This is a genomic window from Streptomyces showdoensis (assembly GCF_039535475.1).
Classification (GTDB): Bacteria; Actinomycetota; Actinomycetes; order Streptomycetales; family Streptomycetaceae; genus Streptomyces; species Streptomyces showdoensis.
The window spans coordinates 1,898,993-1,920,808 of the sequence record NZ_BAAAXG010000026.1; the positions used below are offsets into that span (position 1 = coordinate 1,898,993).

At 72.6% G+C, this 21,816-nt stretch carries 22 protein-coding genes and 1 pseudogene; 10 read left to right on the forward strand and 13 right to left on the reverse strand.

Annotated features, from left to right (window positions below; genetic code table 11):
• Positions 1-200: 200 nt before the first annotated feature.
• Together ABD981_RS21655 and ABD981_RS21660 are read right to left on the reverse strand one after the other, a co-directional pair.
• Positions 201-872 (reverse strand): annotated as a pseudogene (locus ABD981_RS21655) (serine/threonine-protein kinase); the annotation flags it as partial.
• A 177-nt stretch (positions 873-1,049) separates the two neighbouring features.
• Positions 1,050-2,531 carry a substrate-binding domain-containing protein gene (locus tag ABD981_RS21660; protein ID WP_046911865.1) on the reverse strand — a complete coding sequence of 494 codons (1,482 nt, stop codon included), beginning with the start codon at positions 2,529-2,531 and terminating at the stop codon, positions 1,050-1,052.
• Between the two features lie 174 nt (positions 2,532-2,705).
• Between ABD981_RS21660 and ABD981_RS21665 the strand changes: the two genes are divergently transcribed.
• A complete protein-coding gene (locus ABD981_RS21665; protein WP_046911853.1) occupies positions 2,706-3,659 on the forward strand; it encodes an NADP-dependent oxidoreductase in 954 nt (317 codons plus the stop codon).
• Between the two features lie 136 nt (positions 3,660-3,795).
• Here the strand turns inward: ABD981_RS21665 and ABD981_RS21670 are convergent, their stop codons facing one another.
• A complete protein-coding gene (locus ABD981_RS21670) occupies positions 3,796-7,137 on the reverse strand; it encodes a flagellar hook assembly protein FlgD (protein ID WP_123955188.1) in 3,342 nt (1,113 codons plus the stop codon).
• Between the two features lie 282 nt (positions 7,138-7,419).
• On the opposite strand from ABD981_RS21670, the gene ABD981_RS21675 reads away from it, so the two are divergent.
• On the forward strand, positions 7,420-8,322 hold the full coding sequence (locus ABD981_RS21675; RefSeq protein ID WP_046911852.1) for a glycoside hydrolase family 19 protein: 903 nt from the start codon (positions 7,420-7,422) through the stop codon (positions 8,320-8,322).
• Here ABD981_RS21675 and ABD981_RS21680 read toward each other — a convergent pair whose 3' ends face one another.
• The 3 genes from ABD981_RS21680 to ABD981_RS21690 form a co-directional block, all read right to left on the reverse strand.
• Positions 8,323-8,619, reverse strand: coding sequence for a hypothetical protein (locus ABD981_RS21680; RefSeq protein ID WP_046911851.1), 297 nt, complete (start codon positions 8,617-8,619; stop codon positions 8,323-8,325).
• Positions 8,620-8,757: 138 nt separating this feature from the next.
• Positions 8,758-8,994, reverse strand: coding sequence for a DUF397 domain-containing protein (locus tag ABD981_RS21685; RefSeq protein WP_046911850.1), 237 nt, complete (start codon positions 8,992-8,994; stop codon positions 8,758-8,760).
• Positions 8,991-9,827: a helix-turn-helix domain-containing protein gene (locus tag ABD981_RS21690; protein WP_046911849.1), complete on the reverse strand. Its 837-nt coding sequence runs from the start codon at positions 9,825-9,827 to the stop codon at positions 8,991-8,993. The genes ABD981_RS21685 and ABD981_RS21690 overlap by 4 nt, the downstream gene beginning before the upstream one ends.
• A 156-nt stretch (positions 9,828-9,983) precedes the next feature.
• On the opposite strand from ABD981_RS21690, the gene ABD981_RS21695 reads away from it, so the two are divergent.
• Both ABD981_RS21695 and ABD981_RS21700 read left to right on the forward strand, forming a co-directional pair.
• Positions 9,984-10,418: a hypothetical protein gene (locus tag ABD981_RS21695; protein ID WP_240495476.1), complete on the forward strand. Its 435-nt coding sequence runs from the start codon at positions 9,984-9,986 to the stop codon at positions 10,416-10,418.
• Between the two features lie 40 nt (positions 10,419-10,458).
• A complete protein-coding gene (locus tag ABD981_RS21700; RefSeq protein WP_046911847.1) occupies positions 10,459-11,256 on the forward strand; it encodes a DUF2785 domain-containing protein in 798 nt (265 codons plus the stop codon).
• A 59-nt stretch (positions 11,257-11,315) separates the two neighbouring features.
• Here ABD981_RS21700 and ABD981_RS21705 read toward each other — a convergent pair whose 3' ends face one another.
• Positions 11,316-11,801: a MarR family winged helix-turn-helix transcriptional regulator gene (locus ABD981_RS21705; protein ID WP_046911846.1), complete on the reverse strand. Its 486-nt coding sequence runs from the start codon at positions 11,799-11,801 to the stop codon at positions 11,316-11,318.
• Entirely contained in the window at positions 11,798-12,406 is a 609-nt protein-coding gene (locus tag ABD981_RS21710; RefSeq protein ID WP_046911845.1) for a DJ-1/PfpI family protein, read from the reverse strand. The genes ABD981_RS21705 and ABD981_RS21710 overlap by 4 nt, the downstream gene beginning before the upstream one ends.
• Positions 12,407-12,580: 174 nt before the next feature.
• On the opposite strand from ABD981_RS21710, the gene ABD981_RS21715 reads away from it, so the two are divergent.
• From ABD981_RS21715 to ABD981_RS21725, 3 genes are all read left to right on the forward strand, one after another.
• On the forward strand, positions 12,581-13,942 hold the full coding sequence (locus ABD981_RS21715; RefSeq protein ID WP_046911844.1) for an aspartate aminotransferase family protein: 1,362 nt from the start codon (positions 12,581-12,583) through the stop codon (positions 13,940-13,942).
• Between the two features lie 66 nt (positions 13,943-14,008).
• Positions 14,009-14,722, forward strand: a complete 714-nt coding sequence (locus ABD981_RS21720; RefSeq protein WP_046911843.1) for a GntR family transcriptional regulator — start codon at positions 14,009-14,011, stop codon at positions 14,720-14,722.
• A gap of 283 nt (positions 14,723-15,005) precedes the next feature.
• The gene (locus ABD981_RS21725) at positions 15,006-15,659 is read left to right on the forward strand and encodes a hypothetical protein (RefSeq protein WP_046911842.1); all 654 of its coding nucleotides are present in this window, start codon (positions 15,006-15,008) and stop codon (positions 15,657-15,659) included.
• Between the two features lie 98 nt (positions 15,660-15,757).
• Here the strand turns inward: ABD981_RS21725 and ABD981_RS21730 are convergent, their stop codons facing one another.
• Positions 15,758-16,486: an SLATT domain-containing protein gene (locus tag ABD981_RS21730; RefSeq protein WP_046911862.1), complete on the reverse strand. Its 729-nt coding sequence runs from the start codon at positions 16,484-16,486 to the stop codon at positions 15,758-15,760.
• A gap of 284 nt (positions 16,487-16,770) precedes the next feature.
• Between ABD981_RS21730 and ABD981_RS21735 the strand changes: the two genes are divergently transcribed.
• The 3 genes from ABD981_RS21735 (at position 16,771) to ABD981_RS21745 (ending at position 18,532) form a co-directional block, all read left to right on the forward strand.
• Complete coding sequence (locus ABD981_RS21735) at positions 16,771-17,106, forward strand: YbaB/EbfC family nucleoid-associated protein (protein WP_046911861.1); 336 nt, start codon at positions 16,771-16,773, stop codon at positions 17,104-17,106.
• 116 nt (positions 17,107-17,222) lie between these two features.
• Positions 17,223-17,822, forward strand: coding sequence for a recombination mediator RecR (recR, locus tag ABD981_RS21740; RefSeq protein WP_046911841.1), 600 nt, complete (start codon positions 17,223-17,225; stop codon positions 17,820-17,822).
• 47 nt (positions 17,823-17,869) lie between these two features.
• Positions 17,870-18,532, forward strand: a complete 663-nt coding sequence (locus ABD981_RS21745) for a DUF5063 domain-containing protein (protein WP_046911840.1) — start codon at positions 17,870-17,872, stop codon at positions 18,530-18,532.
• A 251-nt stretch (positions 18,533-18,783) separates the two neighbouring features.
• Here the strand turns inward: ABD981_RS21745 and ABD981_RS21750 are convergent, their stop codons facing one another.
• The 4 genes from ABD981_RS21750 to ABD981_RS21765 all read right to left on the reverse strand — a co-directional run bounded on the left by ABD981_RS21750 (position 18,784) and on the right by ABD981_RS21765 (position 21,763).
• The gene (locus ABD981_RS21750) at positions 18,784-19,530 is read right to left on the reverse strand and encodes an amino acid ABC transporter ATP-binding protein (protein ID WP_046911839.1); all 747 of its coding nucleotides are present in this window, start codon (positions 19,528-19,530) and stop codon (positions 18,784-18,786) included.
• Complete coding sequence (locus ABD981_RS21755) at positions 19,527-20,372, reverse strand: amino acid ABC transporter permease (RefSeq protein WP_046911860.1); 846 nt, start codon at positions 20,370-20,372, stop codon at positions 19,527-19,529. Before ABD981_RS21755 ends, ABD981_RS21750 begins: the two co-directional genes overlap by 4 nt.
• Before the next feature lie 56 nt (positions 20,373-20,428).
• Positions 20,429-21,319, reverse strand: a complete 891-nt coding sequence (locus ABD981_RS21760) for an ABC transporter substrate-binding protein (protein ID WP_046911838.1) — start codon at positions 21,317-21,319, stop codon at positions 20,429-20,431.
• Between the two features lie 93 nt (positions 21,320-21,412).
• Positions 21,413-21,763 carry a hypothetical protein gene (locus ABD981_RS21765; RefSeq protein WP_345530203.1) on the reverse strand — a complete coding sequence of 117 codons (351 nt, stop codon included), beginning with the start codon at positions 21,761-21,763 and terminating at the stop codon, positions 21,413-21,415.
• Between the last annotated feature and the right edge of the window lie 53 nt (positions 21,764-21,816).

Here is a 21,816-nt window from a genome sequence, read left to right on the forward strand (position 1 = left end):
GCGGTGGGGGCGGGGTCCGGCGCGGCGGCCGGCTCGCGCGGGGGCGCGGTGGTGGCTTCCGCCTCCGTCTCCAGGAGCTGCGCCGCGTGCCGGCCGAGCCGGGCCAGCAGGTCGGCGGGCAGCCAGGGCTCGGTGACCTGGAGGGTGTCGACGAGCTCGGTCGCGGAGGGCCGCCTGGCGGGGTCCTTGGCGAGGCACGCCCGGATGAGCCCGCTGAGCTCGGGCGCCAGGTCCGTCAGGTCGGGCTCGTCGTGCGCGATGCGGAACATGGTGGCGTGCACGCCGCTGTCGGTCCCGCCGAACGGGGTGCGCCCGGTCGCCGCGTACGCGAGGACGGAGCCGAGGCAGAAGACGTCGGAGGCGGGCGTCAGCTTCTCGCCCCGCACCTGTTCGGGGGACATGAAGCCGGGCGAGCCGACGACGGCGCCGGTGCTGGTCAGGCCGCCGTCCGTGACGGTGTCCACGGCGCGGGCGATGCCGAAGTCGATGATCTTCGGTCCGTCGACGGTCAGCAGGACGTTCGAGGGCTTCAGGTCGCGGTGGACGAGCCCCGCGGCGTGCACGTGGACGAGGGCGCGGGCCAGCCCGGAGGCGAGGGTGCGGACGCTGTCGGACGGCAGCGGGCCGTAGTCGTCGCCGACGACGGTCCGCAGCGAGGGCCCCGGCACGTATCCGACGGCGACCCAGGGCAGTTCGGCCCCGGTGTCGGAGCCGAGCACGGGCGCGGTCCCGGTGCCGCCGACCCGTTCCAGGGCGGCGACCTCGCGGGCGAAGCGGCGCCGGAACTCGTCCTGGGCGGCCAGCTCCGCGTGCACGACCTTCACGGCGACCGTGCGTCCGCCCGCCGAGCGGGCCAGGAACACCCGGCCCATGCCGCCCACGCCGAGCCGGCCGATCAGCCGGAACGGGCCTATGGTGACCGGGTCTTCCGCGTTCAAGGGATCCACGTCGACAGAGAATGCCAGACGGGAGGGCGGACGGGGGCCGTCCGGGGACCCGGCCGGGGGGCGAACGGGACCCCGACCGGGGGCCGATCGGGGTCCCCCGGCTCACCCCTCGCCGCAGATCTTCAGCCCCTTGGGGGTGGCGCACGGCAGGTGCCCGTGGGTGCTGATGACGCTCTGCCCGCCGCCCCTGCTGAGGAAGGTGAGGAAGCTGGAGGTCAGCGAGTCGGCGGGTGGCACGCCCCAGGTGTAGGCGTACTCGATCTCCCGGTACGGGTAGGGCGAGGAGCCGATCTCGTCCACGTTCGGGTGGCGCCCGTCGATGGCGATCCGGTGCAGCCCCTTCAGTCCGCTGCCGGAGCGCAGTTCGGTGTAGCCGATGGCGCCCGGGAGCGCGGCGACGGTGGCGAGGACCTGGTCGGTGCTGTCGAGTTCGCAGCGCACCACCGTGGCCTCGGTGTCGTCCTTGTGGGTGCAGTCGCGGGAGGAGTTGGCGGGCTCGTTGCGGCCCAGGACGCGCCGCTGGAAGACCTCGCGGGTGCCGGAGTTGGCGTCGCGGCTGACCAGCCGGACGGCGAGGTCGGGGCCGCCGAGCTGGCTCCAGTTGACGACGTCGCCGCGGTAGATCCGCCGTACCGCGTCGAGCGACAGGTCGCGTACGGGCACGTCGTCGTTGAGGACGAGGGTGAAGAGGGAGACGGCGACCATGTTCTCCCGCAGCTGCGGGTAGCCGTCGGGCTTGCGCCCGTCGGAGAGCGCGATGAGGGACGGGGCCGTCTTCCCGGCCTCGGCGCCCCGCTCGGCGAGCTCCCGGATGCCGGCGGTGGAGCCGTGCACGTCGACGAGGACGGTGGCGTCCTCGCAGTCCTCCTCGTACTGCCGGGCCAGGTCGCGCAGGACGGGCGCGAAGGCGGTGGAGCCGGTGACGGTGAGGGTGCCGTGGGCGCAGCCCATGGGCGGCGGGGCGTCGTCGCGGATCACGATGATCGTGGCGAGGACCATGACGCAGGCGGTGAGGACGACGGTGACGGCCCGGGCGGCCCGGCTGAAGGTGGGCGGGGTGTCGTCCAGGGTCGTGCTGTGGTTGGTGTGGATGTCGCCGTCGCGGATGCCGCCGGAGATGGTGACGGGGGTGTCGACGGGCCCGCCGGTGAGCAGGGCGAGCAGCTTGAAGTACTGGCCCCGGTTGAGCGGCACCTTGGGGAGCCGGACCTGGCTGCCGCCGTGGCTCAGGGCGGCGCCGGTGAAGGGCGCCTCGGTCGCGGCGACGGCCCGTACCCGCCGGGGGCCGAACTCCACGGTCAGCCCGTGTTCCTCCAGCTGGTAGTCCTCCCGGCCGATGGAGACGGCGCCGTCGTTCTCGATCCGCAGCAGCACGAGGGTGGCGTCCGCCATGTCCGGCTGGCCGTGGAAGAGACCCACGTCGGGGTTGTCCCGCTCACCCACGGGAGTGTCCAGTTGCACGCGGTAGCCGATCCGCTTGCGCCGCGGCACGCGGCGCTCGATGACGAGCACGCCGAAGGTCACCACGACGCCGAGCAGCGCGGTGACGACGGCGATGACGTTCTCGGGGCTGACCCAGTCCACGGCCGCCACGGTACGGACGTACGTGCGACCGGGTCCGGGACCTGGTCCGCCCGCCACCCGGCGTTCGTCCTTCCGTCACCTGCCGGGGCCGCCGTCCGGGCCCACACCTGTTGCCGGGGCTGCCGGGCGTGGGTGTAATGGCCACGAGGGGGCTGCCGCAGGAGGAGAGACCCCATGCGTGTCGTCGAAGTGACCGCCTACGGCGGACCCGAGGTCCTGAGCATGGCCCGTCGCCCGGAACCCGAGGCCGGGGACGTGCCGGGAAAGGTGCGGGTCCGGCTGAAGGCGGCCGGTGTGACCGTGGCGGACCTGAGGATCAGGGCGGGCCGGTACGTCGACGCGATCGGCGGGCTGCGGCCCCCCTTCGTCCTCGGCACGGACTTCGCGGGCCGGCTCCTCGACCCGGCGCCCGGTCCGACGGGCACCCTGGAGGCGGGCACCCGGGTGGCGGGCTTCATGCCCTGGTTCGACGAGCTGACCGGCGAGGGCACCTACGCGGAGGTCGTCCGCGTGGACCCGGCGTGGCTGGCCCCCATCCCCGAGGACGTGGACTTCACGGCCGCCGCCTCGGTCCCGCTGGCCGCGATCACCGCCCGCCAGGGCCTCGCGAAGCTGGACCTCCCGGAGGGCTCGACCCTGCTGGTCACGGGCGCCAGCGGCGTCGTGGGCCGCTTCGCCGTCCAGCTGGCGGCGGCGGCCGGGCTGCGGGTGACGGGCGTCTCCTACGAGGGCGACGAGAGCGAGCTGAAGGTGCTCGGCGCCGAGCACGTCGTGCCGCGCGGGGAACCGGCCAAGGTCCTCGCGGACGTCCTGGCCCACGCCCCGGAACGCTTCGACGGCGTCTTCGACGGCGCCCTCATCGGCACCCCGGTGCTGGCCGCCCTGAAGGACGGCGGCCGCTTCGTCTCCCTGGCCCCGGACCGCACCCCGACGGCCGAACGCGACATCGAGGTCCACACGGTCGTGGGCCGCCCCGACGCGGCCGCCCTGGCCGGGATCCTGGAACAGGTCTCGGCCCGCGAGCTCATCACCCGGGTGGCGGACGTGATGCCCCTGGAGGAGGCGGCCGAGGCCCACAAGCGGGCGGAGTCGGGGCACCGGCCGGGGCGGATCGTCCTGATGATCTGATCTGATCTGACCTGACCTGACCTGACCTGACCTGACCCGACCTGGCTCGACCTGGCTCGATCTCCCAGGTCTGGTCTGGTCCGGTCTGGTCCGGTCCGGTCGGACCCGATCCGCCCCGACGGGTACCACGGGCGGGCTACTCCGCGAAGAATCCCTGCACGTCGGCGATCAGGTCCGCCGTGCCGCCGTGGTTGTAGAACGTCACCTTCCCGTCCTTCACCGGCACGATCACCAGGTTCGAGACCGTCGCGCCCTTCGGGACGTTGAGGTTCGACGCGGCGGTGCGGGTCGTGCCGTACGGGTAGGCCGTGACGTACGTGTTCGACGTCGTGTTCGTGGCGGTCACGTTGAGGACGACCGCCGTGGCGCCCGTCGCCGGGACCCCGGCCCTGCCCGCCACGGTCAGGGTCACCGTGCCGCCCGCGCCGAGCTTCGCCTTGGCGACGCCGGTGCCGGCGCGGGTGTCCATCAGGCGCTGCGGGTAGACGGAGGAGTAGAGCGAGCCGACCCGCTCGCTCGTGTAGTAGCCCGCCACGTCGGCGATCAGGTCGACCGCGCCGGCGTGGTTGTAGAGGTCGACGCCGCCGTCCTTCACGGGCACGACCACCAGGTTGGAACGGGTCTCGCCCGCACCGGGGTTGAGGTGCGAGCCGACGACCGCCGCGCCCTTGGGCAGGGCGGTGACGAAGGTGCCGGCGGAGACGTTGGTCGCCGTCACGTTGAGGACGACCGCCGTGACGCCCGGGGCGTCCAGCTCGGTGCCCTTGAAGGACAGCCTGGCCCGGGAGCCGCCCGTGACCTTCGCCTTGGGCACGCCGAGCCCGGCGCGGGTGTCGAGCGCCCGCCACGGGGTCATCGGCCGGTACAGCGCGTCCTCGTCGTGGGCCGTGTTCGCCCCCGCGAGGTCGGCGACGAGGTCGACGGTGCCCGCGTGGTTGTAGAAGGTCACCTTGCCGTGGTCGACCGGGACGACGACCAGGTTGGAGACCGTCCTGCCCGCCGCCACGTTGAGGTTCGACGCGGTCGAGCGGCCGAGGGAGCCGTCGTACGCGGAGACGAAGGTGCCGGCCGTCGGGTTGGTCGCGGTGACGTGCAGGGCCACGGACGTGGTCGTGTCCTCGTCGACGCCGGGCGTGCCCGTGAGGTCGACGGTGATCGTCCGGCCCGGGCCGACCTTGGCCTTGGCGACGCCGGTGCCGTTACGGGTGTCGAGCACCCGGCGCGGCGGCAGGCTGGTGAAGCTGGACTCGGCCGGCGAGGCGCCGCCCCGCAGGACGACATCGCCGGTCACCGTCGTCGGGGCGCCCGCGGCGCCGTCGGGGCGGGCCGTCAGCGTCCAGGTGTAGCGGCCGTTCGGCATCAGCGTGCCGGCCTTGTCCTTGCCGTTCCACGACGGGCGCAGCGCCCGCCCGTCCGTGCCGGAGGCCAGCGTGTCGACCTTGCCGGTGCCGTGGTGGCGGGCCGTCAGGGTCCAGTCGCCGAAGGGCCGGGAGGGGACCAGCGAGCTGAGGACGACCGGCTTCTCGGGCTTCTGGCCGTCGACGACCGGGTTCGCGGCGTCCTCCCGGGAGAGCAGCGTCTGCGGCTGGCGCGCGAGGCCGCTCGGCACGACGTGGACGCGGCCCTCGGCGTCGGCGTACGCGAGGTGGCCGCCGAACTTGTCGACGGTCCAGGTGATCCGCCGCTGCGGGTGCCCGGTGTCGGGGAGGCTGCCGACGACGCGCGAGGACCCGGAGGCCTCCGTGCCCGTCAGGACCAGCTTCCCGGCCGCCTTGTCGTGCGTGACGACATAGCCGTCGCCGAGCAGCGCCTCGCCGGACGGCACGGTCCGGTCCGTCTTCTCCGTACGGTCGTGGACGCCGGCGGGGCCGCTCGCGCCGCAGGACCAGTAGAGCCAGCGGCCGACGGCCTGGAGCTCCTCGGGCACGCAGGGCGCGCCGGTGTTCAGCGTCTCGACGGTCCTGCCGGTCTTCAGGTCCTTCGCGGTCACCGCGCCCTTGTCGGCGCCGGCGCTCCACAGCCAGGACCCCCACAGGGCGGACGCGACGGGCGCGCGCTCCTCCAGGACCTGGGTCTTCTCGTGGTCGGCCTCGATCCGCAGCACGCGCTGGGTCGTGGAGGTGCCCTTCTTGGCGTCCACGACCACGTACGGGCCGCTGAGGTCGCGGACGCGGGCCGTGCCGCCGGGGTACGTGGAGCGGAACGCGCCCTCCTCCCAGCCCTGGACCGTGAGGTAGCCGTCGCTCCCGCCGATGTGGGTCAGGAAGCCGCCGTCGCCGGTGGGCCAGTACTCCTCGCACGCGGTGTCGTCCGCCGGGCAGGGGTCCACCCAGAGGCTCTCGGCGGAGCGCTTGCCGTAGGTGAGGGCGCCGCTCGTGCTCAGGTTCCGGCTCCAGGCGCGGCCGTTCGCCGACGAGTCGTCGCTGCGGTCGATGACGGCGAGCTGTCCCTGGGCGAGCGCGAGGCGCTCGACCGGGACGGTCTTGCCGGGGACCTTCTTCAGGACCGAGATGACGGGCCTGCCGTCGGGGCCTGCGGTGATGCGCCGGACCGCCCAGTCGGAGTTGTCCGGTCCGCCGACGACGACCGCGCTGTCGCCGCCCTGCCCGATGCCGCCCCAGGTCTGGCCGGTGAGCAGGTCGACGGGCGCGCCGCCCTTGAGCGGGACGGCCTGGACCTTGCCGAACGGGCCGCTGGGGAGGTGCACGACCCAGTCGCCGACGAGGGCCACGTCGTTGCCGTACACCGTGAGCGGCAGCTCGGCGAGCGGGGCCGAGGGGTTCGCGCGCGAGGCGACGAGGACGCGCCCGTCCCGGTGGTCGCCGTCGAGCAGGAGGTGCGTGCCGGAGATCCGGACCCGGGAGAAGCTCGCGGGGACGGCCGGGAGGCGGCCCTGGGCCTTGCCGGTCGCGGCGTCCACGAGGGTGTAGACCCGCTTGCCGCTCTGGTCGGGGCCCTGGAGCACGATCGTGGACGCGTCGCCCGCGACCGCCGGGCCGTACTCGACACCGGCCGGCTCCTCGACGATCACGTCGGCGGTGCCGCCGTCGGCCGTGGCGGAGAGGATGTGGGTGCGGCCCGCCGCGTCGTCCGCGACCGCCCGCAGCCCGTAGACGTTCGTGCCCTTCAGTCCCGCGGGCAGGGTGAGGGTGTCCACCCTGCCGTCGGCGTGGCGCAGTTCGACCCGGTCGTCGGACACGAAGGCGAGGGCGTCCGTACCGGTGCCGCGGCCCGAGCCGGTCGCCGAGGCGATGCCGGGGATGTCGAAGGTCTTGCCGTCGCTGAAGCGCGTCCACACGGGCTGGGTGCGCCCGTCCTCGCGGACGAAGACGCCCTCGGCGCCGACGCTGTCGGCGTCGCCGAACTCCGCCTGCCCCGCCTGGTAGACCCGCTCCCAGAGGGGGTTGTTCTTGACGGCGGCCGGGACGACCAGCTCCTGCGGCACCCCCGGAGTGTCCGCGGCCGCGGGCGCGGCCATCGGTATCAAGCCACCTGCGGCGACCGAGAGTCCGAGCGCGGTGATGGAAGCCCTCCGCGCGAGGGTAGTGCGAACCACCTGGGTTCCTCCCCGTTTCTTTCCCCCTGCCCGTTCCCCGGGGCAGGCCGGAGAGCGAGCGTAACAGTGTGATCGTCACACCGAAGGCCACTTTCGAACCCGTTCAAGCGGCCCGGACGGAGAAAAATCACGTCTGGTCTAGACCTTGACAGGTCCAGACCAATCGCGCTTCGCTGGCCCTTCCCCCACCGGAAGGAAGAGCGCATGCTGCGACGTCTTCTCACCGTCCTCGCCGCGATCTGTACGGTCGTCGGCCTCGCCGTCCTCCTCCCCGCCACATCGGCCGCCGCCGCTCCCGCGTGCGCGGCGCCCTGGAGCTCCGGCGCCGTCTACACCGGCGGCATGACCGCCTCGCACAACGGCCACAACTGGCAGGCCAAATGGTGGACCCAGAACGAGACTCCCGGTACCACCGGGCAGTGGGGCGTCTGGGCCGACCAGGGCGTCTGCGGTGACGGCGGCACCGACCCGGGCAACCCCGACCCGTCCGGATTCGTCGTCTCCGAGGCCCAGTTCAACCAGATGTTCCCGAACCGGAACCCCTTCTACACGTACGCCGGCCTCGTCGCCGCCCTCAAGTCGTACCCGGCCTTCGCCACCACCGGCGGCGACACCGTGAAGAAGCAGGAGGCCGCGGCCTTCCTCGCCAACGTCAGCCACGAGACCGGCGGCCTCTACTACATCGTCGAGCAGAACACCGCCAACTACCCCCACTACTGCGACGCCACCCAGCCCTACGGCTGCCCCGCCGGCCAGGCCGCCTACTACGGCCGCGGCCCGATCCAGCTCTCCTGGAACTTCAACTACAAGGCCGCGGGCGACGCCCTCGGCATCGACCTGCTCAACAACCCCTGGCGCGTCGAGCGCGAGCCGGCCATCGCGATGGCCACCGGCCTCTGGTACTGGAACACCCAGAAGGGCCCCGGCACCATGACCGCCCACAACGCCATGGTCAACGGCGCGGGCTTCGGCCAGACCATCTGGGCGATCAACGGCGCCCTGGAGTGCAACGGCGGCAACCCGGCCCAGGTGCAGAGCCGGGTCACCAAGTACCAGCAGTTCACCCAGATCCTGGGCGTCCCGGCCGGGGCGAACCTGTCCTGCTGATCAGCAGGGGGCGCTGACGTTGCCGCAGTAGATCCAGCCGGACGCCGGCGAGGTCACGTGGTACCAGCGGTTGCCCGCGGAGTTCACCCTGCTGTAGTCCCAGTAGACGTCCTGACCGTACGAGGTCTGGTAGACGACGCCGCAACTGGCCTTCTCGCAGGTCCTGATCGGTCCGCCGATCGACATCACCCACCCGGCGGTCTCCCCCGTGGGGGCCGCCTGGGCGGGCACCACAGCGGTCGCGGACAGCATGGCGCCGGCGAGAACACCGGCCGCGGCGAGCTTACGGATACGCATGATGGCTCCTCCGTCGTGAGAGGACCCCGGGTCTCCGGGGCCTGACGGGGCGCCACTCTTGTCGCGGCCACCGGGCCGCGGAAGGCGGGGTGCCGTCCGGGACGTGTCCCGGACGGCACCCTCGTCCGTCCCGGCAGGTCAGCCCTGCCAGTCGAGGAACGAGCTCCAGGCGGAGGGCTCGACCGTGAAGGTGGGACCGTCCTGGACCTTGGAGTCACGGAGGTGGACGGAGTGGGGGCAGGCGGCGACTTCTACGCACGCGCCGCCACCGCTGTCGCTGTACGAGGACTTGTGCCAGGCGAAGGCGATCTCGATGCAGTTGCCGCCACTGTCGCTGCTGTAGCTGGACTTGAACCAGTGAAGGGTGCCGCTCATCTCTGTACTCCCGCCAACTGCTCGATGAGGCCCAGTGACGTGCGCGGGTCCAGGGCCTGTGCCCGGATCTTTGCATACCGCTGCATGTACGTACTCACCTTGGCTCGGTCTGTCACGAGCACGCTCTCGTCCTGGATTTCGAGGTACACCGAGTGGTTGTGGTCCGGGCCCTCGACCACGTTCAGCTCGCCTCGCGCTCCCGCGTACGCGCCTCCCAGGGCGGCATCCAGCGGCAGCACCTGGAGGTTCACGTTGCTCCTCCGTGCGCACTCCGCCAGGTACAGCAGCTGGTCGTGCATGATCTCCTCGCTGCCGATCGGGCGCAGCAGCACCGACTCGTCGAGAACCAGCTCGATCTCGCTGGTCGGCGTCCGGTCGTACAGCGCCTTGCGGGCCATCCGACCGAGGACCAGCTCCTCGACCCGCTCCGGTGTCGGTTTCGGGTACCCGCCCGCGATCAGCGCCCGCGCGTACGCCTCCGTCTGGAACAGCCCGTGCACGATGTGGTTCGCGTAGAGCCACAGCGCCAGTGCCTTCTGCTCGATCAGCGCGTAGTTGCGGAACTGCTCCGGCAGCTTCTCCAGCCGCACCGGCACCCGCAGCTCCTCGAAGATGCCGAGGCCGTCTCCGAGTACGCGCTCCAAGTGCACGAGCATCTCGTCGCTCACCGGGTGAACGAAGCGCTCCATCGCGCTGATCGCCGCGCCGGTGTACCCCATGAGCGCCCCTTCCCGCTCCTGAGTGAGCCCCTTTCGCAACCGCATCTTTTTGGCCAGTGTCGCCGCCATCCGGGCCATCGGGCCGACGATTTCCCTGTTTTCCTCACGCGCCATTCGAGCTCCTCGATCGAACTCGACCGGACTCAACCGGTCTCAACCGCTCCCCGCCGAATTCGACTGCGTGCGAGCCGTGTTGACGCAGGTCAAAGGATTGCCGACGCGCCCTCGCAGTCGTGGAAAACGCTAGCGTCGAGCCGCCACCATGTCCCTGTGAATGCTTCGAAGAGCGAGCGAAACTCCGTGCCCTGTGATTGGATTCCGCTTTCCGGATTCCAGCTTCGTAAGGCGGGCGTGCAATTCGACGCCATCCGCGTCGACGGCGACGAGGGCCGGCGTCTCGCCGACTGGATGGAATCCCTGACCGGAGGGGATCCGGGGCCCGCCGTGGTCGAGGCGAACGGCCGGCGCGGGGTCTATTTCCTGCTGCCGCCGGGCTCGACGACGCACCGGTCGTGGCCGCGGGGCGTGACGCGGTTCAATGCGGCTCCGGCCCATGTGAGTTACGTGCCGGTGCCCGCGTTGACGGGGAAGACCTGGCCGCTCTCGTGGCGCTTCCCGCCGACGGAGCCCGGGCGGCTGGTGCACCCGTTACTGCTCAGGAGCGCGGTGACGGAGCTCTTCGCCGACCCGTACGCCGAGTGGTAATTCCCGGCGCGGCCGGACGCCGTCCGATTATCGTGCGCGCGTGACCGACTGGAGCAGCGTCGTTGACGCCGATTACGCCGTGCCCGCCGACCGTGACCTGGGCGAACTGGTGGGAGAGCTGTCCCGGGCCCTCGCCGACCCGGACCCGGAGGTCCGTGACGGGGCGCCGTACGCGGTCCTCTCCACCTGGCTCCGGCGCGGGGTGATCGACGAGCGCCGGCGGCAGGGGCTGGGCGACGAGATGGCGGTCCGGTTCGGGGACCCGGAGGTCCAGGCCCGTACCTTCGCCCCGCTCGTCCTCGACATGGTGGTGAGCGCCGGGGGGTTCAGCGCGGAGTGGGTGGACGCGTTCGCGCGCTGGTACCCGCAGGAGAGGGATCTCCGGGGCCACGACGAGGAGTTGGGCTGGCTGCACGCGGTCGCGCACGGTGCGGATCTGCTCGACCGGTTCGGGCGGCACGCCGAGGTGGACCCGGTGCGGATGCTGGAGCTGGCCGCGGCGCGGCTGACGGCGCCGACCGGGCACGTGCTCGACCAGCTGGAGGACGACCGGCTGGCGCGGGCGGTGGCCCGGGTGCTCACCCGGACCGACCTGAGCGTGCGGGACGCGACGGGCTGGCTGGACGCGGTCGAGGCGGAGTTCGGCGCCGACCGGCTCGTCACGCCGGTGCCCGCCCAGTTCTCCAACTGCCTGCGCACCCTCCGTCTGCTGTACGTCCTCGCGGACCGGGGCGTCCGCGCGCCCGGGGAGCCGGGCGCGGAGCCGGAGCCGTTGGGCCACGCCGAGGCGGTGAAGGCCCGCCTCGGCGAGGTCCTGGACCGGATGGTCCGGCGCTGAAAGGGGCGCTGAAAGAGGCGCTGAAACGGGTGCTGAACCGGGCGCGGATCAGGCGCTGATCAGGCGGGGCCGTCCGGGGCCGGGGGCCCGTCCGGGGCGGCCGCCTCCAGCGCGTCCATCGCCCCGATCAGCCGCTCCAGCACCCGTACGGTCTCGTCGAAGGCGTCCTGGCCGCCCAGTTCGCGGACGAGCCGGGCGGCCAGTTCGGCGTGTCCGGGGTCGATGCGGCGGACGGCGGCGCGGCCGGCCTCGGTGGGGGCGAGGAGCTTGGCGCGGCGGTGGGCCGGGTTCGGCTCGTAGGCGGCGAGGCCCTCCTTGACCAGCAGGTCAGCGATCCGCTGGACGCTCTGGCGGGTGATGCCCATGACGCGGGCGATCCCGGAGACGGGGAGGGGCTCCGGCAGGACGGCGCCGAGGACCTGCCACCAGGCGGCGGTCAGCCCGGCCGGTTCGGCCAGCTTCTCGGAGACGGCGAGGAACTGGCCGTTGAGCCGGAAGACGCCGAGCGCGGTGCGCGAGAGGGCGTCCTGCTCGCGGCGGCTCACGCGTTCAGCTCCGCGAAGGCGGCCGGATCCGAGTCGTGGAAGAGGCGGTACCAGGCGTCCCGCCTGCCCTCGTACGCGCCGAGCCGGGCGAAGATCTCGCGGGCGAAGGCCACCGGCTCGGTCGGGCCCGCGGTGATGAGGTCGCCGGAGGTGACGGCGTCGGCCTCGGTGTAGTGGGCGGCGCCCGCGTAGCCGGTGGCGGCCAGGTAGAAGGAGGCGGCGCTGGTGTGCGGGCGGGTGTCGAGCAGGCCCTCGCGGGCCAGCCCGGCCGTGGCGCCGCAGATCGCGGCGACCGGGACGCCGGCGTCGAGGAAGGCCCGGGCCTTGGCGGTGAAGGGGGCGAGCTCCTCGCCCTCGTCGTACTTCTCGGCGCCCGGGAGGATCAGCAGGGCGCTGTCGGCGGGGTCGAGCGCGTCGAGGGAGAGGTCCGGGAGGATCCGGATCCCGGCGATCGTGGTGACGGGCTTGTCGGCGGCCGGTCCGACCGTGCGGACGGTGTAGCCGGCGCGGGCGAGCCAGGCGGTGGCGTGGCCCGTCTCCCAGTCGGCGAGCGTGTCGTAGACGGCGAGGTGGACGGTCTTCGGGGCCTCGGGGCTGTTCGTCATCGCATCCATGACAGCAGACTGTCACTATGACAGCTTGCTGTCAATGAGAGGGGTCGTCCGCAGACCCGTCCGTGGACCCGCGCGGCAACGTCCGGCAACCTGTCTCGTCCGTCCCGGTCTCGGTGGACAAGATGGCCATGGCCCGCCCCACCTGCGGTTCCTTACCCTCGCCCCATGACCCCTCATGTCGAGCCCGACCCCCAGGCCGGTGCGGCCGTCAAGGCCGCCGACCGCGCGCACGTGTTCCACTCCTGGTCCGCCCAGGGCCTGATCGACCCGCTCGCCGTCGCCGGCGCCGAGGGTTCGTACTTCTGGGACTACGAAGGAAACCGCTACCTCGACTTCACCAGCGGCCTCGTCTACACCAACATCGGCTACCAGCACCCGAAGGTCGTCGCGGCGATCCAGGAGCAGGCCGGGAAGCTGGCGACCTTCGCGCCCGCCTTCGCCGTGGAGCCCCGCTCCGAGGCCGCCCGCCTGATCGCCGAACGCACCCCCGGCGACCTGGACAAGATCTTCTTCACCAACGGCGGCGCCGAGGCCGTCGAGAACGCCGTCCGCATGGCCCGTCTGCACACGGGCCGGACGAAGCTGCTCTCCGCCTACCGCTCGTACCACGGCGGCACCAACACCGCGATCAACCTGACCGGCGACCCGCGCCGCTGGCCCTCCGACACGGCCTCCGCCGGTGTGAAGCACTTCTGGGCGCCGTTCCTCTACCGCTCGCCGTTCTACTCGGCGAACGAGGCCGAGGAGAGCGCCCGCGCCCTCCAGCACCTTGAGGACACCATCGCGTTCGAGGGCCCGCACACCGTCGCCGCGATCATCCTGGAGTCCGTGCCCGGCACCGCCGGCATCATGACCCCGCCGCCCGGCTACCTGGCCGGCGTCCGCGAGATCTGCGACAAGTACGGCATCGTCTTCATCCTCGACGAGGTCATGTCCGGCTTCGGCCGCACCGGCAAGTGGTTCGCCGCCGAGCACTTCGACGTCGTGCCCGACCTGCTGACCTTCGCCAAGGGCGTGAACTCCGGCTACGTCCCGCTCGGCGGCGTCGCCATCAGCGCGAAGATCGCCGCGACCTTCGACAAGCGGCCCTACCCCGGCGGTCTGACCTACTCCGGTCACCCGCTGGCCTGCGCCGCCGCCGTCGCGACCATCCAGGTCATGGAGGACGAGAAGGTCGTCCAGCACGCCGCCCACATCGGCGAGAACGTGCTCGGCCCCGGCCTGCGCGAGCTCGCCGAGCGCCACCCGTCCGTCGGCGACGTGCGCGGCCTCGGCGTCTTCTGGGCGCTGGAGCTGGTCAAGAACCGCGAGACCCGCGAGCCGCTCGTCCCGTACAACGCGTCCGGTGCGGACGCCGCGCCCATGGCGGCCTTCGCCGCCGAGGCGAAGAAGAACGGCCTGTGGCCCTTCGTCAACATGAACCGCACCCACGCCGTCCCCGCCTGCAACGTCTCCGAGGCGGAGGCCAAGGAGGGCCTGGCGGCCCTCGACGCGGCGCTGACCGTGGCCGACGCCCACACGGTCTAACGTGACCGGCCCCCTCCTTCCACTGGACTAGGGTGTCCGGGAGCCGGACGGAGGGGGCCGACCACCATGCCCGCGAGCGGAGCTGTCACCCGCAACACCCTGCGGCAGCAGATCGCGGACGCGCTGCGTGACGAAGTCCTCGCGGGGCGTCTGCAGCCCGGTGAGGAATTCACCGTCAAACAGATCGCCGAGCAGTACGGGGTGTCCGCGACCCCCGTGCGCGAGGCCCTCGTCGACCTCTGCGCCCAGGGCCTCCTCGACTCCGACCAGCACCGCGGCTTCCGCGTCCACCAGTTCTCGGTGGCCGACTACCGGGGCATGGTCGAGGCCCGGATGCTCGTCGTGGACGGCATCTTCCGCCGCGCCGCCCCCCGCACCCCGCCCGCCGAACCCGACCTGTCGTACGGGGTCACGCTGGTCTCGATACGGCGCCGGGGCGAGGCGGCCGCCCGCGCGGCCCGCGCCGGCGAGCTCGAGGTCCTGATCGGCTACGACATCCGCTACTGGCGAGAGCTGGGGCGGCTGGTCTCCGCCAACGACCACATCGCCGACTTCCTGCACCGGCTGCGCGTCCAGGCCTGGGTCTTCTCGGTGCCCCGCCTGCGGGCGGACCGCGAGTTCACCCGCTGGCTGTGGAGCGGGCACGTGGAGCTCGTCGACGCGATCACCCGCGGCGACGCGGAGGCCGCCGTCGCGGTCGTACGGGAGTACAACGCGCGGTCGCTGGAGTGGGCGGACCTGCTGGCGGACCAGGAGGGCCCGGAGCGGCGCACCGGCTGAGGTGCGGATCCGGGCCGAGCAGCGCCGAGCAGCGCCGAGCCGGGCGGATCCGGGCGGATCCGGGGCTGATCCGGACCGAGCAGCGCCGAGCCGGGCGGGTCCGGCCGGCACAGGGCGGATCCGGGCCGGGTCGGGCCCGGCCGAGGGGGTCCGTGCCGGGTTGAGGCGGTTCCTCCGGGGGCAGTTCCCGGGCGGGGTGTGCGCGGGCGGAGGGCCCGACTACCCTGGCCGTCCCTGCAAACCGACCGTACCGACCCCGCAACTGACGGAGAGCGAGCCTCCCTTGGCCTGTGACCTGTGGCTGGTCCCCCTCGTCGACGTGCTGTGCCACAGCGCCGACAATCCCTTCGCCGAAGAGATCGCCGCCTACGACCACGCCCTCACCACGGCCGGCCTGCCGACCGTGCCCGTCTACGCGTACATGCCGGGACTCACCGGGGACGTCGCCCCGGTCGCCGGCTTCGACTACGAGGCCCTGCACTTCCTGCGCCGCGCCTACCTGCTCCAGATGTGCGGGCTGCCGGTCGAGCCGGTCGGGGAGCTCGGCGGCGACTACGAGCAGCTCCTGGAGATGTTCGAGGCCACCGCGCAGCAGTCCCACCTGGTCTGGCACTACGACCACGCGGGCGCCTACGTGCCGGTCGACTTCCCCGCGCCCCTCTCCAACGACGAGCTCCTGGAGGGCGGCGGCCCGCTGGGCTCCTCGCACGGTCTCCTGCGCGAGCTGCAGTTCGTCGCGCCCGCGATCGGCATCGACCCGGCCAACCCGCCCGCCGCGCCCCGGGCCCCGGAGCGGCCCACCGCCCTGGAGGAGCCCGCCGCCCCCGTCCCGTACCAGGACGACAGCCCCTTCGCCCGCGAGCGGCACGTCTGGCTCGGCCTCCACGCGGCGGCGACCCGCAGCCTGGGCCAGGGCTCGATGATCGTCCTGAGCTGACGGGTCCCGACCCGGCCCCACGCGTCGCCCCACCCCCCACCGGGCAGGCATCCGGCCAGGGGCCGCCGCCACCCGTACGGAATTCCCCCGTACGGGCCTCAGCGCGGCTCCGGCGGCCGCTGCCGCGGCATGTTCGGCCGGGTGCCCGGGGGCAGCGGGAAGCGGCCCGAGGGGTGCCCGCTCTCGGGGCGGGCCACCGAGGTGCCCACGGCCTGCAGGGCCAGCGGGGCCGGGCCCGAGCGGAACTCCACCATCCAGTCCGCCGTCTCCGCCCGGACCAGCTCCGTCACGTCCTCCGAGAAGCGGCGCAGCACGCCCAGGCAGCGCTCGGCGGCCTCGCTGGCCGTGCCCTCCGTCGGACCGAGCACCTCGCGCACGCTCTCCGAGGCCCAGTCGAACTGGAGCGCCTGGAGGCGGCGCTGCACCGCCTGGGCGGTGGCCACGTCCCTCATCCAGCCCGAGGTGAGCCCGAAGTACCGGTCGCAGGCCAGACAGGCCGCGCCGAGCAGCAGCGAGAGGTAGCCCCAGCCGGCGGTGCCCTCGGCGGCCCCGGTCAGGTCGAGCAGCGGCAGCGCGGCGCCCGCGATCACCCCGAGGGCGGTGCCCACGCGCAGCGCCCGGGCGCTGCGGCGCTTCCAGACGCGGTCGGAGAGGTACCACTCGGCGGTGCGCAGCGCGTTCGACTCGACCCAGCGGTAGAGCTCGTCGAGGCGCTCGGCGGGCTCGCCCCAGTCGCCGAGGGGGAAGGGGGCCCCGGTCAGGTCGCGGTCCGGCGCCGGACCTCCGCCCTTGCCCGGGCCTTCGGGATTCCCCGGCTGCGGCTGCATGTCCGGCTGCTGGCTCACCGGGGAACTCCTCTGTTCAGCTCAGCGCTCGTGTCCTTCTGTGACGTGCGGTGCACGTGGTGCCTGCCCTTCCTACCGCCGAATGGTGGGCCGCGGGCCCGGAATCCCGGGATTTCCGCCCTCAAGAGGGTCTTGATCAGGTAGAGGAGCCCGCAGTTTCTCACCCGAAAGTGTTGTGTCGGCACCCCGGTCGGGGACCACGTAGGCTCGGCTTACCGACATCCGCATCCGTATCCGCGTACGCAGACCAGCAGGAGTGAGTGACCGTGATCCCCGGTGGTGGCCAGCCCAACATGCAGCAGCTCCTCCAGCAGGCGCAGAAGATGCAGCAGGACCTCGCCCGCGCCCAGGAGGAGCTCGCGCGCACCGAGGTCGAGGGCCAGGCGGGCGGTGGCCTGGTCAAGGCGACCGTGACCGGCGCCGGCGAGCTGCGCGCCCTGGTGATCGACCCGAAGGCGGTCGACCCGGAGGACACCGAGACGCTGGCCGACCTGATCGTGGCCGCCGTGCAGGCCGCCAACGACAACGCGCAGCAGCTGCAGCAGGCCACGATGGGCCCGCTGGCGCAGGGTCTGGGCGGCATGCCGGGGCTGGGTTTCTGACCCGGACGGCGGGCCCGCGGCCCCGTCCCCGGCCCGGCCGGCTTTCCCGTACACCTTCAAAGGCCGGTTTCCAGCCACTACCGTAAGAATCAAGCACTCCCGAGAAGGGCGTTCCGTTGTACGAAGGCGTGGTTCAGGACCTCATCGACGAGCTGGGCAGGCTGCCCGGCGTCGGTCCCAAGAGCGCGCAGCGGATCGCCTTCCACATCCTCCAGGCCGAGCCCACGGACGTGCGGCGGCTCGCGCAGGCGCTCCTGGAGGTCAAGGAGAAGGTCCGGTTCTGCGCGGTCTGCGGCAACGTGGCGCAGCAGGAGCAGTGCAACATCTGCCGCGACCCGCGCCGCGACCTCACGGTCATCTGTGTGGTCGAGGAGCCGAAGGACGTCGTGGCGATCGAGCGGACCCGCGAGTTCCGCGGCCGCTACCACGTGCTCGGCGGCGCGATCAGCCCCATCGAGGGCGTCGGCCCGGACGACCTGCGGATCCGCGAGCTGCTGGCGCGCCTCGCGGACGGCGCGGTCACCGAGCTGATCCTGGCGACCGATCCCAACCTGGAGGGCGAGGCCACCGCGACGTACCTGGCGCGGATGATCAAGCCCATGGGCCTCAAGGTGACGCGTCTGGCGAGCGGGCTGCCGGTCGGCGGCGATCTCGAATACGCGGACGAGGTGACCCTGGGGCGTGCCTTCGAGGGGCGGCGGCTGCTAGATGTATGACGACCGGGTCCGTGCGCACGACGGCGCACTCTCAGGGAGGCTCCTCGATGTCTGACGCCACACTGCACTCCATCACGCAGGATCCGGACGACTTCGCCGTCCAGATCGCGGACTCGATCGAGAGCTTCATCGTCGCGACGACCGAGGTCGCCAAGGGCGACGAGCCGGACAGCGCGGTGCCCTTCCTGCTCCTGGAGGTCTCCCAGCTGCTGCTCGCCGGCGGGCGGCTCGGCGCGCACGAGGACATCGTCCCGGACGAGCGGTACGAGCCCGACCCGGGCCCGGACGTGGACGTGGACGAGCTGCGCATGGGGTTCGCGGTGCTCCTGGAGCCGGTGGACGTGTTCTCGGAGGTCTTCGACCCGTACGAGCCGCGCAAGGCCCCGGTCCCGGCCCGCATCTCCGACAACCTGGCCGACATCGTCACCGACCTGCGGCACGGCCTGGCCCACTACCGGGCGGGCCGCACCAGCGAGGCGCTGTGGTGGTGGCAGTTCTCGTACTTCTCCAACTGGGGCCCCACCGCCTCCGCCACCCTGCGCGCCCTCCAGTCCCTCGTCGCCCACGTCCGCCTGGACCAGCCGCTCGCCGCGCTGGACGGCCTCGACACGGACGAGGACCTGACCGAGGACGACCTCGCCGAGGAGGCGGGCCGCGTGATGGCCGAGGAGATCGCCGGCCCCCTGGGACTGGGCCGCCCGAAGGGCTGAGGGGCCGGGCGGGGCGTTTGGATAGCGGCGCTGTCTGGGTCGTTCTCGCGTGGATAGTGGCGGTGTCTGGGTCGTTCCCGCATGGATAGCGGCGCTGTCTGGGTCGCTCTCGCATGGGGAGCGGTGCTATCCACGCCCACCCTGTACGGAGAGCGGTGCTATCCACGCCCACCCTGTACGGAGAGCGGCGCTATCCACGCCGCCCTGCACGGAGAGCGGCGCTACCCACGCCGCCCCCGCATCTCGCCCCCCTAGAGCCGCCCCGCCTCCACGATCCGGCTCAGGAAGCGCTGGGTCCGTTCGTGGGACGGTGCGCCGAAGATCTCGGCCGGGGTGCCGCGCTCCAGGACGACGCCGTCGGCCAGGAAGCAGACCTGGTCGGCGACCTCGCGGGCGAAGCCCATCTCGTGGGTGGCGATGACCATGGTCATGCCCTCCTCCTTGAGGTCCCGGACCACGTTCAGGACCTCGCCCACCAGCTCGGGGTCGAGCGCCGCGGTCACCTCGTCGAGGAGCAGCAGGCGCGGGCGGCTCGCGAGGGCGCGGGCGATGGCGACGCGCTGCTGCTGGCCGCCGCTGAGCCGGTCCGGGTACTCGCCGGCCTTGTCGCCGAGACCGAGCCGGACGAGCAGCTCGCGGGCCCGCTCCTCGGCCTCCCGGCGCTCCGCCTTGTGGACGCGGCGCGGGGCGAGCGTGATGTTGTCGAGCACGCTCATGTGCGGGAACAGGTTGTAGGCCTGGAAGACCACGCCGATCCGGCGCCGTACGGTGTCGGCGTCGACGCGCGGGTCGGTGATCTCCTCGCCGTCCAGGAAGATCGCGCCGTCGTCGATCTCCTCCAGGAGGTTGGCGCAGCGCAGCAGCGTGGACTTGCCGGAGCCGGAGGCGCCGATGAGCACGGTGACCGAGTGCTGCGGGACCTCCAGGTCGACCTCGCGCAGCACGGGGTGCCCGGCGTAGGTCTTGCGGACGGATTCGAGCCTCAGGACCGCGGTCATACGGTGCCTCCCTGCGACTGGCGCCGGTTCATGCGGGCCGTGACCCAGTCGGTGAAGCGGGTCATGGGGATGGTGAGCAGGACGAACACGAGGCCCGCGACGACGTACGGGGTGTAGTTGAAGGTCTTGCTGGAGAGGATCTGCGCCGCGTACACGGCGTCGACCGCGCCCGCGATGGAGACCAGGCCGGTGTCCTTCTGGAGCGACACCAGGTCGTTGAGGAGCGGCGGGACGACCCGGCGGACGGCCTGCGGCAGGACGACGAAGCGCATGGTCTGCGCGTTGGAGAGGCCGAGCGAGCGGGCGGCGGCGCGCTGGCTGGGGTGGACGCTCTCGATGCCGGCCCGGAAGACCTCGGCCATGTACGCCGAGTAGGTCAGCACGAGCGCGGTGCCGCCGAGCACGACGGGGTCGGTGGGGACGCCCTGGAGGCGCAGCGCGGGAACGCCGAAGATCACCGCGAGCAGGCAGATGATCAGCGGCAGGCCGCGGAAGAAGTCGACGTACGCGGTGGCCAGCGCGCGCAGCGGGAAGAAGGCCGGGCCGCGCAGGGTGCGGGCGACGGCGAGCAGCAGGCCGAGGACGAGCGTGACGGCGCCGCAGACGACGAGGAGCTGCAGGTTGAGCCAGAGGCCGTCGAGGACCTTGGGCAGCGCCTGGCGCGCGTACTCGGCGTTGAAGAAGGTCTCTTTGGTGCGCGGCCAGCCCGGGGAGCCGGTGACGACGAGGAAGAGCACCGTCAGGGTGAGGGCGGTGCTCAGGGTGGCGACCGCCGTCGCGCGGCGGGTGCGGGAGCGCTTGTAGCGCTCGCGCTCGATCCGCCGCTGCGACGGCCGGTACATGTGACCGGGGGCGTCCTCCCCGGCCTCCCCGGCGTTCCCCTGCTTCTCCACGGTGGTCACTTGAGCACCGGCGCGCCGGCGGCGTCGGACAGCCACTGCTTCTCGATGGCGGCCAGGGTCCCGTCCTTGCGGAGCGCGTCGACGGCCTGCGAGACGCAGGAGGTCAGCGCGCTGTCCTTGTCGAGGACGAGGCCGAACTGCTCCTTGGCGGCGCCGGCGGGGGTCTCGAACTGGCCGACGACCTTGGCCTCGGTGACCTCGGCCCCGGTGATGTAGAACGCGGTGGGGAGGTCGACGACGATCGCGTCGACCTGGCCGTTCTTGAGGGCGGCCTTGGCGAGGTCGTTCTTCTGGAAGACCGACGGCTGCTGGTCCGGCTTGATGAGGTCGTTGATGACGTCGAGGCTGGTGGTGCCGACCTGCGCGCCGAGCTTGGCGCCCTTGAGGTCGGCGAGGCTGGTCGCCTTGGCGGCCTTGGAGTTCTTCAGGGCGATGATCGTCTGGCGGACGTCGTAGTAGCCGGAGGACAGGTCCACGGCCTTGCGGCGGTCCTCGTTGATCGACACCTGGTTGATGTCGAAGTCGAAGGTCTTGGCGCCGGGGGCGAAGGCGTTGTTGAAGGCGACCTTCTGCCAGACGACGTCACCCTTGGCGAAGCCGAGCTTCTGGGCGACGGCGTAGGCGACGGCGGACTCGTAGCCCTTGCTGTTGGACGGGTCGTCGTCCTGGAACCAGGGGGCGTACGCGGGCGTGTCGGTGCCGACGGTCAGCTTCCCCTTGGCCTTGGTGGCGAGCGCGTCCGCCGCGCAGGAGCCGGGCTTGGCGGCCGAGGACGACGGGCCCGAGGCGCTGCCGGCCGTCTCCTGGGGCGCGCAGCCGGACGCGGCGAGGGCTGCGAGGGCGGAGAGGACGGAGGCCGCGGCTATGGCGGCGGAGCGAGAGCGCATGGCGGGAGAGTGGCAGTAGCGCGGGCATGTGTCCAGGTCACACCGTTGCCGTCTCGTATGCCGGAACGATTGTGAAGGGCGTGTTGCCAGGCGCTATGGGCGCGGGCGCCGCGCGTCCGCCGTACGGGCGCGGCCCTTGGCGCGGCCCCTGTCGCGGCCACCGCCGCCGTCACCGCCGCCGTCACCGCCGCCGTCACCGCCGCCGTCACCGCCGCCGTCACCGCCGCCGTCACCGCCGCCGTCACCGCCGCCGTCACCGCCGCCGTCACCGCCGCCGTCACCGCCGCCGTCACCGCCGCCGTCACCGCCGCCGTCACCGCCGCCGTCACCGCCGCCGTCACCGCCGCCGTCACCGCCGCCGTCACCGCCGCCGTCACCGCCGCCGTCACCGCCGCGGTCACCGCCGCGGTCACCGCCGCCGTCACCGTACCCGCCCGTGATCACTCTCTGAGCGCCCCGTCTCAGCATGCGATATCACGTCGGCGTTTCCCCGTCCC